The sequence below is a fragment of the Polluticoccus soli genome (genome assembly GCF_029269745.1).
GTDB lineage: Bacteria > Bacteroidota > Bacteroidia > Chitinophagales > Chitinophagaceae > Polluticoccus > Polluticoccus soli.
Genome location: NZ_JARJHT010000001.1, coordinates 2,261,045 through 2,273,523 on the forward strand (window position 1 = coordinate 2,261,045; position 12,479 = coordinate 2,273,523).

Sequence of the window (12,479 nt, forward strand, 5' to 3'; positions counted from 1 at the left end):
CCCCGGTAAATCCGGGGCTTTTTGAACTATAGTCTAATTCCTATTTCAGTTTGAAGGCTTTTTTCACCTTGTCTACGTGGTCGAGTTTTTCCCATGTAAACAGCTCAACTTTCACGTTCTTGGTTTTGCCATCAGCCGATTTGAAGGTTTTTGTAACCGTCTGTGGTTCGCGGCCCATGTGGCCATAAGCAGCACACTCGCTATACATAGGCTGGCGCAGTTTCAGGCGCTGCTCTATGAAGTAAGGGCGCATGTCAAATACCTGCTCAACGATCTTAGCGATCTGGCCATCGGTCATTTTTACTTTAGCAGTACCGTATGTGTTTACATATACACCCATTGGCTTGGCAACACCAATAGCGTATGATACTTGTACCAGTGCCTCGTCGCATACACCGGCAGCTACCAGGTTTTTAGCAATGTGGCGGGTTGCGTAAGCAGCCGAGCGGTCAACCTTGCTGGGATCTTTACCAGAGAAGGCACCACCACCGTGTGCACCTTTACCACCGTAAGTATCAACGATGATCTTGCGGCCTGTAAGGCCAGTATCGCCGTGTGGACCACCGATAACGAACTTACCAGTTGGGTTGATGTGGTATTTTATCTGTTTGTTGAACAGGTGCTTGTACTGAGGATAAACCTTGATAACCCGAGGGATCAGGATCGACTGTACATCTTTAGAGATGCGCTCCTGCATTTTTTTCTCAGTATCGAAATCATCGTGCTGTGTAGAGATAACGACTGTATCGATACGTACAGGTTTGTTATCATCGTTATACTCAAGCGTTACCTGACTCTTAGCATCAGGACGCAGGTACTTCATTTGCTTGCCTTCGCGACGGATCAAAGAAAGCTCGCGGAGCAGCAGGTGTGCCATATCCAGGGCCAACGGCATGTAGTTGGCAGTTTCGTTTGTAGCATAGCCAAACATCATACCCTGGTCGCCAGCGCCTTGTTCTTCTTTCTTCTTCTTATCAACACCCTGGTTGATATCAGGAGATTGCTCGTGTATAGCAGAAAGCACGCCGCACGAGTTAGCTTCGAACATGTATTCGCTCTTGGTATAACCGATCTTAGTAATTACCTCGCGAGCGATAGTTTGAACATCTATATAAGTATTACATTTTACTTCACCGGCCAGTACTACTTGTCCCGTAGTTACAAGCGTTTCACAAGCGATCTTTGCAGTTGGGTCCCAGGCCAGGAAATTATCAACAAGGGCATCAGATATCTGGTCCGCTACTTTGTCAGGATGACCTTCTGACACGGACTCTGAAGTGAATAAATAAGGCATGTGTAATTATAGTTTTCTAAAATTGTTGGGTGCGAAGATAATAATTTATTCTACTGTTACAGATTTGGCAAGGTTCCTCGGTTGGTCAACATTACAGCCGCGCATAATGGCTATATGGTAAGCCAACAGTTGCAATGGAACGATAGTGACCAGAGGAGACAGCACTTCTTCCGTTTCTGGTACCTCGATAACGTGATCGGCCAGGGCGCGTATCTGTGTATCGCCTTTGTTTACTACGGCAATGATCTTTCCTTTGCGTGCCTTCACTTCCTGCACGTTCGAAACGATCTTTTCGTAGGCGCTTTGGTTAGTAGCCAGGAATACCACAGGCATTTCCTCATCTATCAGCGCGATAGGGCCGTGTTTCATTTCAGCTGCAGGATATCCTTCAGCATGTATGTAAGAGATCTCTTTCAGTTTCAGGGCACCTTCCAGTGCTACAGGGAAGTTGTAGCCACGGCCAAGGTATAAGAAGTTGCGTGCGTCTTTATAAATAGCAGCTAATTCTTTTATCTGGCTGTCCAGCTCCAGCGTCTCTTTTATCTTCTTCGGTATGTTCTCCATTTCGTACAAAATGGTGCGCAGCCTCGAAGTAGATATAGTACCCTTCGATTGTGCGATCTGCAGGGCGATGAGCGTCAGAAGAGTGATCTGTGTAGAGAATGCTTTTGTAGATGCTACGCCTATTTCCGGACCGGCGTGTGTATACGAACCGGCGTGGGACACGCGTGCTATCGACGAGCCAATAACGTTGCATATACCGTAGATCAGCGCCTGGCGTTCTTTAGCCAGTTCTATAGCAGCAAGGGTATCTGCGGTCTCTCCCGATTGAGATATTGCAAATACAACATCGCTTTCTTTTATGATCGGATTCCTGTAACGGAACTCTGAAGCGTATTCTACTTCTACCGGTACACGTGCCAGGTCTTCTATCAGGTATTCGCCAATAAGACCGGAGTGCCAGGAAGTACCACATGCTGTTATCACGAAGCGCTCTGCATTTTCGATGCGGCTCAGGTATTCGCTAAGGCCACCGAGTTTGATCCAGCCTTGCAGGGCGTTCATACGGCCGCGCATAGCATCTTCAAGAGCTTTGGGTTGCTCATGTATCTCCTTCAGCATGAAGTGTTCATAGCCGCCTTTTTCAATGGCTTCCAGGCTTAGTTCCAGCTTTTGGATAGCATGAGATTTTTCTACGTTGCCCAGTGTTTTGATGACATAGGTACCATCACGGTGGACTGAGGCATATTCCTGGTCGTCGAGGTAGATCACGTTTTGCGTGTACTCGATGATAGGTGATGCGTCTGACGCGATGTAGAATTCGTCTTCGCCAATGCCGATAACCAGCGGACTGCCTTTACGAGCAGCTATAAGATGGTTAGGGTCCTTTTTGTCGAGGATGACGATGGCATAAGCGCCTACTACCTCGTTCAGTGCCACGCGAACAGCATCTTCCAATGAAGATTTCTCTGTTTTGCGTACTTCTTCTATCAGGTTGATCAGTACTTCAGTATCAGTATCTGATTGAAAGTTATAACCACGTTTCTCCAGCTCTGCCTTGATCGCTGCATAGTTCTCAATGATACCATTGTGAATGATGGCCAGCTCGTTGGACTGAGACAGGTGAGGGTGGGCATTGACATCGTTGGGTTCACCGTGCGTAGCCCAGCGCGTGTGGCCTATACCAATATTGGCGCCTACCGATTTTCCGTTAGTTATCTTTTCAAGTTCACTTACCTTTCCTGCCTTCTTAAAAACATTCAGGTCGCCATTCAGCAGTGCGATACCGGCACTGTCATAGCCACGGTATTCCAGCCTTTTGAGGCCCTTGATCAGAATTGGAAAGGCTTCTTTATTGCCTATGTATCCTACAATGCCGCACATAAGTTTGAGGGGGTGCTTAAAGTTTAGAATAAGTGATGTGCAACGACACTTTGAATTGGGACGGATTGCCGCCGGCGATCAGCCTGTAAGCTCCAAAGAACCGTTGTACACCGTTCAATTGCAAATGTAACGCATCAGACTTGTTTACAATAGCTCGCTGAACCTCCCTGGGAATATTAAGAGAATACTGGTTAACGGTTATTCCGCCCGGCAGGGTCACGGTTTTCTTGCCGCCGTCGATGAACGCAAGAGCTCCTGCATCTGTCAGGGGTTGTTTGTCAAGCGGTACATATTTATTGCCGCTGGCATCTACGCCGGTTGCATCGAGCAGCAGCGGTGCCCAGAATTTATCAGCTTCGGGGTCGCCGGGGGCGCTGATTTGTGTAATAACAAGCTCAGCACGGTTCACAACGATCTGCGGCAGGTTTTTTAATGTCGGGAATCGAATATCAAGCGTGGCTCCGGGCAGGTTTTGCAGGTATACTACTTCGTCTGATTGTGCAGTCGATGCAAAAGCACTTTTCAGAGTATTTGAATAATTGCGGGTAACGCGGTTGTAGTGCGCGCAGCCAGTCGTGAAGTTGAAAAAAGCTGTTTTGGTATCCGCTGTATTGCCGTTTTCGTAATAAAAGAACTGGATAGCAGCACGACGGTAGTCGGTGCTATTGTTCAACATGAAATACGGAATAGCCCGGCCTTTGGTTGTATCTGCCGATGCTATATAAAGCCCCTTCATCGCTGAAAGAAAAGCTGCTGCATCGTTGCTGGAAGCTGCCAGTGATACCAACTCATTCTTGAACGCATCTGTAAGCTTTATACGCAAATGGGGGGCTTTGTTGCCGCCCAGTACCGATACTGAATCTGTCAACTTATCAACATTCACGCCGGTAATTGAACCAACAGGGGTCGGGTCGTAATTCTTATTAGTATTACTATAGTAGGTCTCGTCGGTTGTCAGATTGTCGGTAATCCGGTACACATTGTAGTCCTGGATGTCCGTTGTATCTCCCCATGCAAAACCTGAAAACGGCAGTACAACGTAAGCTTCTGTGACTGTTGGATTGTTGGCCGAAAATGTGAAGTTGCCTCTTTCCGGAAGCACCTGCACATAGACCCCGGCGTTGGTGCGACCAAAATAGGGGTCGTTGACAGTACCAAGTCCATGTACCACAACCTGGTTGGAAGGTGTAAGGCTGGTTACTACAGTATCAATGAGCACGGTCTTGGTATAGACCGTGAATGTATCGGGTATCGAATCGACTGCGATAGGACCTAATGTGGGAGAAACATTAGCATTTATAATTGTATCCTCTTTACAACCCACCTCGAACATCGTGGCGGCGAGCAAAGACAAAAAGGCGAAGTTCCGGAGCTGTTTTTTCAACTTAAATTTTTCCGCTAATGTGATAAATGATATTCTAAGACTCTGTTAAGCTTTTGTACAAGTCGAGCAGCGGCGTTACATCTTCTTTCCACGACTCTTCATATTTTACTACTTTCTTATACCTGCTTGGTTTTATTTCTTCCATAACCTCTTTGTCGAGATCAGGTGCACCCTGTATCACAACATCGGCACATTTTGCTGCGCCCAATGTCAGTGCTGTATTGGTGCCTTCTTTGAAAGCGTCGAGGTCTTTCTCTTTGATCTCGTTGCTTACGATGGCCTTCTTTACAAAGTTAGGGCTGAGCTTTTCTGTGAATATTGTAGGCTGTGCAGTGTAAATTACCTTTGAATAGCTGAATACAGGTTCTTTCTTATAAGCTGTTTTCAGGTACAAAGGCACTAACGATGTCATCCAGCCATGGCAATGTATGACATGCGGAGGCCAGCCAAACTTCTTAACGGTTTCCAGCGCGCTCTTACAGAAGAAGATCATGCGTTCTGCATTGTCGTCGTAAAAGTTATCGTGCTCATCGCGGTACACGCCTTTACGTTTGAAGTAGTCATCATTATCCATGAAGTAAACCTGGAGCCTTGCATTAGGCAGCGACGCCACTTTGATTATCAATGGATAGTCATCCTTATCGATGATCACGTTGATACCAGAAAGACGAACCACTTCGTGAAGACGATGGCGACGCTCGTTGATGGTGCCGTATCTCGGCATGATCACACGTACTTCCAACCCAGCATCAAAAGACTTAACTGCGAGCTTGTTCAGTATATGGGCGAAATCTGTAAGTTCAACATAAGGCGATAGTTCACTAGCAACTATAAGAACACGTTTTTTGTCGGCAGACATGAGGATGTGCTTAGATTAAAGAAAATTAAATGAAGAGTACTTTCTAAAAATTGTCTGCAAAATTACGAAAATATTAAATTCCAAGCTTTTACTTTGTGTTTCCTTTATCTTAAGCCGTTTTATGGTCATATTTAAGAAGATCAGCGACCTGCAGGATTACCTCTTAAAGCTTCGTGCAACTGATAGTCGCAGGGTAGGATTTGTTCCAACGATGGGAGCGCTTCACGCAGGACATATCTCGCTGATCGGCCGGTCCAAAGCCAATAACGACATAGCGGTCGCCAGCATTTTCGTTAATCCAACCCAGTTCAACGACCGCAGCGATTTTGATAAATATCCTTCTTCGGTGGATATGGACATTACCATGCTGGTGGAAGCGGGTTGCGACGTTCTGCTGCTGCCCAGCGAACAGGAGGTGTACCCGGAAGGCGACCAAAAGATGCAGAGTTACGGCTTCGGCTACCTGGATAACATATTGGAGGGAGCGCAAAGGCCCGGTCATTTCAAAGGAGTAGGCCAGGTAGTAGCCAGGCTGCTGGACATAGTTAACCCTGATTTCGTATATGTGGGTCAAAAAGATTACCAGCAATGCATCGTTATTAAGAATTTGATCGGACTGTTGAGAAAGGAAAATGAGATCACGCTGATGGTATGCCCTACGGTGCGTGAAGCCGATGGCCTTGCAATGAGTTCGCGCAACAGGAGGCTTACTGAGCCACAACGTGCTATCGCAGGTTTGCTTTATCAGTGCCTTGTGTCTATCCAGGCCAAGCAAATAGATTCGTCGTTCAAGATCGTACAGAAGGAATGCCTTGATCTGTTGGCAGAAAAAGGCTTCACACCAGAGTATGTGTCGCTGGCAGACGCCGGAGATCTTTCCCTGTTGGAAGAATATGACAAGAGCAAGAAAATGGTAGCGCTGGTAGCTGCCAAACTGGGCGATGTACGCCTTATCGACAACCTGGTGATCAACTAACGTATCAGCACCTTCTTTACTACGGTTTTATCGGTAAATTCTATTTGAGCAAAATAGATACCTGTACCTGCGCCCGACAGGTCGAAATAGTAAAATCCTTTCTGCGCAGAAACAATCTGGCTTGCAACGGTTTGCCCCATCATGTTGATGATGCGAATGCCTTTCACGTTGTTCGATACACGGTTGAAACGAATGTTGATTCGACCATCGCCGGGATTGGGGTAGATGACATAACTGTTATCACTGCTTGTTTCGGTAGGGAATTTCAACACATCCGGATGTTGCGTTAATGCATAAGATGTTCCGAATGGCTGTATTTGTGCACGCATTTTGGCTACTTGCTGGTGAGTGAACATTTGCTGGCATTGGTCATCAGTATAGTCCATAAAGTTCATGAACATCAGTCCGGCTCCAGCTCTTGTGCATCCATCGTATTTCGGGAAGACCGGACATCCATAGTTTTCATAAGCCTGCGGCGGCGTATCCTCAATACCATCGTCCTGGCCCCCTGTTGAAGGGCACTTGCCTTCGTCATCACCCCATATATGGAAAAGCTCAAAAAAATGTCCCAGCTCATGGGTCAACGTGCGTGCCTGGAAGCTATTGAGCGAGGGACGCCAGTTGCGGTAACTAAGCACAACGCCTGTTTCAACCGAAGGGAAATTGTGCGAACTCACAAACGAGGGAGGGATGCATAAGCCCAGGAGTTGCGCGTTGTCAGCCACATTCAGCACCCATACATTCACATAAGTAGCAGGATCCCAACTATCAAGACCTCCTGATGTTGCATATTTCGCATCACTGAAGGCTGTTTCTGATCCGTAAGTATTTTGCTGAAGATTAAATCCCGTTTTGGTGGTCACCTTTATTTCATAACCTGGGGTTGCGGAGCCGTCAGGCGCAGTATGCGCAAGTGCAAATTGCATACGCGCCTTGCCATAAAACTCTTTGAAGGCTGGGGGTATTTTAGTGCTATCGGCATTCTGTCCCATAAAGTCGTTAGTGATCTTCGTCACCTGAGTGTTGATGAAATCTGGGATCACAGTTTCCCCGCCTAGTTGTGCCAATTGTAGTTTGGTTAATACTATATGGAATACTATGGGTATCGTAACAACGCTGTCCGATTGAGTGGTTTTCATAGCAACTGTTTCCGGTAAAGCGAGTACTGCGGGATATTTGGCAGCAACCACGTTGTAAACAAAGCTATGACCGCATTTTTGTATTGACTGGCTATAAGAATTGGATAGGAAACCTACTGAAAGCAGAAGAAACAGGATAACCCTCATAATGACATGAAATTAGCGATAATTAACTAATCAACGCCTGGTCGGGTAGTTTTGTTGCTAGTTGTATCCTATAGTTACATCAAAAGGTACTTCAGCGTCATATTCGCCTTGTTCTTTTGCTGCGTCAATATCAACTGTTGCCCCAACTGAGAATGATTGAGTACCTGTTGTTAGTTCATTAGGCGCAGGATAGCTGGTGAAATTGCTGATCTTCAGCATATCGGGGATAGAGTCGTTTTCCGACACAGGTTGTTGAGGGAGATTGATATTGTAGGTATAACCCGGTGGTGCTGAAACCGTGAAACTGGCCGGTGCTCCGGGGCCGTTGGCTGAGACGCCACCTTTTGTTGTCTTGGTGCCGTTAGGCTGTATTACCACCGACCCACTGTTTTTGGAGGAAACTTTGATCTCTTCAAATTCTATGTCTGACGTCTTAAAGATAGCAGTTGGGGTAGTAATGGTAGCGCCAGCTGTCGTCGAGGCGGCGGCGGTTTGCTGGCCTTTTGCGGTGCCACAAACTATCATCAAAACCAGTAGTGCTAAACCTGTACGCATGGAATGGCGGCAAATTAGCTATTTTATGAGGATCAGTACCATGTTGCGCGTTGATTAACTTGTGATTAACCACGTAAGGCTAACGTCTTCTTCGGTTTGGTATGACCTCGTCTTCTGTTCGGTCCTGGTAATCGGGGGCATCGCGTGGATCTTTATATTTTTTAAGATAAACGGTGACGTTTTTCCGATCATCGGGATTGAACTTATTGACGATCGTGAAATTTACCTTCTCAAAGTCGCGTTGCTTTGGCAATATCCACTCCAGTCCGCGCATGCTGCCAACATCGCTGGTCACAGCTACAAAATTTGAATCAAGAGGGAAGACGCGCCCACTCGAGAACTTACCCTCAACATTGAGGTAATAGTTCAGCACTGGTTTAATGCTGTCGGTATACAAATTTGTGTTTATTTCCTGGAGCACGGGCAGTGCGAGCGTCAGTGGCACTGCTTTACTGCCGGCTACAAGGTCAAAATGAACAACGCCATTGTTGTCGTACAACCTTTGCCTGTTGAATGTAAAACTGTTGCCGTCAAGCTGGCCCTCGGTCGTCTGCAAACGATACTTGTTTGCATTTAGTTTACGATAGCCACCATCTTGTTTTACCTCAGCAAAAATGTAAATGTTGTTGTATAGTTCCGGCAACGATTGTTCATCGTACACCAAGCGATATTCCTGCGCAAACAACTTTACGCAACCCAAGATCATTATCGCAAAACACGCCATTCGCTTCATGTATCAAAGTTACGCGCAGGCGCAACAATACCGCAGAGCGGATGCACTTGTGATTTGTTAAAAATCTAATTGTCGGTTGCTTGCAATTATGCCACCTTAGTGATCTTCAGCATGTTGGTAGGCAAGTGTTCGTGCACCGGCGTGCTACCAGTATTCACAACAATGTCTCCGGATTGAAGCAAGCCTTTGTCCTTCAGCAGCTCAATCTGGTCAGCTACGATCTGGTCAAGGCTTTCTTCTTTTTCATAAAAGAATGCCTGAACTCCCCAGCTGAGGCTCAGTTGGTTTACTAAGGTCACAGTTTTAGTGAACACATACAACGGCGATCTTGGGCGGAAGCTGGAAAGCATAAAGCCGGTATATCCAGATTGGGTCATGCCGATAAGGGCATTTGCACTTATGTCTTTGGCAATTTCGCAGGCGTTATAGCAAAGCGCGTCGCTGAGGAACGATGGTGAGTGCGGCTGCGGCACCAGGTTGCGGTTGTACACTATCTCTTCCTTCTCCACTTCTTCAATGATGCTTACCATTGTACGAATGACCAGGTCGGGATATTGGCCCATCGCGGTTTCGCCGCTGAGCATTACGGCATCGGCCCCTTCCAGCACTGCGTTGGCTACGTCAGTTATCTCGCTACGGTTTGGTCTGGTACGGTCAATCATACTCTCCATCATCTGGGTAGCTATGATCACCGGTTTGGCCCTGTGAATACACTTGCGAATGATATTTTTCTGGATCATCGGGATCTGCTGCAGTGGCAGTTCCACGCCCAGGTCACCGCGGGCAACCATTACAGCGTCCGAGGCGAGGATGATCTCCCTGAGATGTTCCAGCGCTTCCGGCTTTTCGATCTTTGCGATGATCTTGGCCTGGCTGTTCTTTTCCTGTATCAGCTTTCGCAGTCCTGTAACATCATCTGGCCTGCGAACAAATGATAGCGCTACCCAGTCGATCTTTTGCGCGATGATAAAATCAAGATCGATGAGGTCTTTTTCAGAAAGAGATGGCAGAGAGATCTTGGTATCGGGGAGATTAACTCCTTTTTTGGGCAGCAGGACTCCGGAAGTCAGCACTTTTACACGCACACAGTTGTCCTTAGTGATCTCAATGACAAGTACCTCTATTTTGCCGTCATCCAGCAATATTTTTTCGCCTATGCGAACGTCTTTGTAAAAATTGGGGTAAGAGATATAGACGCCTTCTTTGGTGCCCATGCATTTTTCATGGGTGAAGATGAACTCGTCGTCCTTCTCAAGCTTCAATGCGCCACCTTCAATATCACCTACACGCAGCTTTGGACCTTGCAGATCGGCCAGGATCGCGATGTTAAAAGGGAAATCATGGTTGATGCGATTGATGTGAGTGATCACCTCTGCGTGCTCATCGTGTGTGCCATGCGAGAAGTTGAGTCGAAATACATTCACGCCTTCCTGAACGAGCGTAAGTAGTTTTTCATAAGTGTTGCAAGCAGGGCCTACAGTAGCAATGATCTTCGTTTTGTGCAGCATACAGTAATCTTTTTCCAGTCAGCAAAATATCATCAAATCCTCATCAAAGCAAAAGTATGCTAAAGGTGGTATAAAATTATTAAGGCCGGATAGTCCGGCCTTAATAAACAAATAACTTACAGTTTGTTACTTAGTCACCTGGAATTGTTTAGCTGCCGTACCCATTGACGTAGTTATCCTGATGCTATACATTCCATTGGGTAGGTGCGCAACATCCAATACTACATTTTTCTCATTATTGTACGACCTGCTTACAACCAGGGCGCCCAATGTGTTGTATACCCTGATGTCTTTTATCAAAGCTGATCCGTTTGTGCCGACATTCAGACTGTTTTGTGCTGGATTAGGATACAATGTCAATCCTTCGACGCCGTTTACGTCATTAATTCCAACGGCTACCGGCAACTTGCTTTCGATCATTCCGCAGCTGTTGAACACTTTCAGTGTTACGTTGTAGGGGGGGGCAATTGAGTAGGTGTGTGTAGCGATTTGCGCCGTGTCGGTGCTGCCATCGCCAAAATCCCAGAGGTAGCTGTTTACATACGTGTTGCCAGCCGGTGAGAATGTGTAGGTGGACGTGCCTTTATTGATGAACGAAATGCCATTCACTCTTGGTAGAGGATCGATAGTCAGATTTACAGTGTCAGATGCTTTACACATAGTGCCTAACGTTGCTTCGACCCAGTAAATATTGTTGCCCTCCTTAGTATGGATCACCTGCGTGGTGTCACCAGTGTTCCATTTATATCTGGAACCAGGCTCGCCCGCATCCAACGCTAAAGCGGGTTGCTTTTCGCATGTGATCAGGTCCGGACCAAGATCGATCGCCAACGGTTTTACAGTTATCTTGACAGGTGCAGCTTGCTGGCTACAACCCGGGTTGAAAACTTTTACAGAATAGTAGCCGTCTTTTTTAGCGTATATAGCGCCTTGGCTGGTAATAGGTCCTGTGGGGTCGGCATTGAATTGCCATTGGTAGAAGTAGTTTGTACCTGTTCCCGCCTGAAGCAAAACGCTGTCTCCGGGACAGAGGCGCGTTGTGGGGTAATAGATCACAGCATTGGGTAGATCCAGCGGCTTACGAATTATTTCCATAGAATCGTCGGTCGGCATAGGGTCAACAACACCGTTTGGAAGCGAGGTCCATACGCGAATAGTGTTATTAGCAACCGGGTTCATCAGCGAAACGTTGCCCAGCATTATGGGTGCACTGGTAGTAGTGATAGGTATGGGCGAATTGTACATAACCGGCGGTTGTATTGCACCATTAACCGACCAGTTGAGCTGCACATTATTGATCGTATTCGAGCCCATATTCTTTACTTGTGCCTTAACCGCATAAGCTCCCACGCAGATATCAACACCCGGTTCAGGTATGGCAGATATGCTTGCATTGTTCTGGTAAGCTAAAAGCTGGTAGCCAAAGTCCGCAAGACCGGTACCGGCACTTCCAGTTGTAGCTGTTACGGCACCCCATGTACGTTTGTTGCCGCCTGCACTGTTTTGTAATACAGTAAAGCCGCTGGGAGTAAAAGCTGTCTGAGAAGCTTCCACAACGAGATTTTGCGTGTTGTTGTAAAAGAATGGAGTGGTGAGCGTAAGTTCTACCCACTGTCCGTTTGTAACAGTAGGTACAACGATCGATGGGGCAAAAAACACGGTTGTCAGACCGGGAATGAAGGTAGTGGTAGTGTTGATCTGGGTTGTATAGCCCATTTTGATGGTAAGGTTCGTAAAGGTCTTATTGGTACCTGTAGTGCCCGACCTGAAATAGACCTTGGTAATAACTCCCGTGGGAGAACCGGCAAAACTGCCTGCAACATATATCCACTGGACTTTATTGCTGGTAGTGCTGTTGAAAGGAAAAGAGTTGGCACTCGTGCCGCCCGTTATAAAATATTGTGGTGTTTGTGCCAGTGAAATGAGGGCTAAAGACAATAATACAGCCGTGACACAAAGCGTTTTAAGCGTGTAGAAAAAATATTTCATATTGCTTCATT

10 protein-coding genes are annotated in these 12,479 nt (G+C 46.7%); 1 reads left to right on the forward strand and 9 read right to left on the reverse strand.

The annotated features are described in order from the left end of the window. Nucleotides 1-40 precede the first annotated feature (40 nt). Genes metK through P2W83_RS09880 form a run of 4 tightly spaced genes read right to left on the reverse strand, consistent with a single transcriptional unit; the run spans nt 41 to nt 5,421 of the window. Nucleotides 41-1,294, reverse strand: a complete 1,254-nt coding sequence (gene metK / locus P2W83_RS09865) for a methionine adenosyltransferase (RefSeq protein WP_276133554.1) — start codon at nt 1,292-1,294, stop codon at nt 41-43. Between the two features lie 45 nt (nt 1,295-1,339). Next, on the reverse strand, nt 1,340-3,178 hold the full coding sequence (gene glmS / locus P2W83_RS09870; protein ID WP_276133555.1) for a glutamine--fructose-6-phosphate transaminase (isomerizing): 1,839 nt from the start codon (nt 3,176-3,178) through the stop codon (nt 1,340-1,342). 16 nt (nt 3,179-3,194) lie between these two features. Beyond that, nucleotides 3,195-4,562 carry a DUF4270 family protein gene (locus tag P2W83_RS09875; RefSeq protein ID WP_276133556.1) on the reverse strand — a complete coding sequence of 456 codons (1,368 nt, stop codon included), beginning with the start codon at nt 4,560-4,562 and terminating at the stop codon, nt 3,195-3,197. 34 nt (nt 4,563-4,596) lie between these two features. Continuing rightward, entirely contained in the window at nt 4,597-5,421 is an 825-nt protein-coding gene (locus P2W83_RS09880; protein ID WP_276133557.1) for a glycogen/starch synthase, read from the reverse strand. Nucleotides 5,422-5,542: 121 nt separating this feature from the next. Between P2W83_RS09880 and panC the strand changes: the two genes are divergently transcribed. Next, nucleotides 5,543-6,397, forward strand: a complete 855-nt coding sequence (gene panC / locus P2W83_RS09885) for a pantoate--beta-alanine ligase (RefSeq protein WP_276133558.1) — start codon at nt 5,543-5,545, stop codon at nt 6,395-6,397. Here panC and P2W83_RS09890 read toward each other — a convergent pair. From P2W83_RS09890 to P2W83_RS09910, 5 genes are all read right to left on the reverse strand, one after another. Next, nucleotides 6,394-7,683 (reverse strand): zinc-dependent metalloprotease, encoded by a 1,290-nt coding sequence (locus P2W83_RS09890; protein WP_276133559.1) that lies wholly within the window; start codon nt 7,681-7,683, stop codon nt 6,394-6,396. The genes panC and P2W83_RS09890 overlap by 4 nt on opposite strands. A 57-nt stretch (nt 7,684-7,740) precedes the next feature. Beyond that, a complete protein-coding gene (locus P2W83_RS09895) occupies nt 7,741-8,238 on the reverse strand; it encodes a DUF4402 domain-containing protein (RefSeq protein WP_276133560.1) in 498 nt (165 codons plus the stop codon). Between the two features lie 79 nt (nt 8,239-8,317). Then, nucleotides 8,318-8,971: a hypothetical protein gene (locus P2W83_RS09900; protein WP_276133561.1), complete on the reverse strand. Its 654-nt coding sequence runs from the start codon at nt 8,969-8,971 to the stop codon at nt 8,318-8,320. A gap of 86 nt (nt 8,972-9,057) precedes the next feature. After that, a complete protein-coding gene (pyk, locus tag P2W83_RS09905; protein WP_276133562.1) occupies nt 9,058-10,479 on the reverse strand; it encodes a pyruvate kinase in 1,422 nt (473 codons plus the stop codon). Nucleotides 10,480-10,605: 126 nt separating this feature from the next. Beyond that, the gene (locus P2W83_RS09910; protein ID WP_276133563.1) at nt 10,606-12,468 is read right to left on the reverse strand and encodes a T9SS type A sorting domain-containing protein; all 1,863 of its coding nucleotides are present in this window, start codon (nt 12,466-12,468) and stop codon (nt 10,606-10,608) included. Nucleotides 12,469-12,479 lie beyond the last annotated feature (11 nt).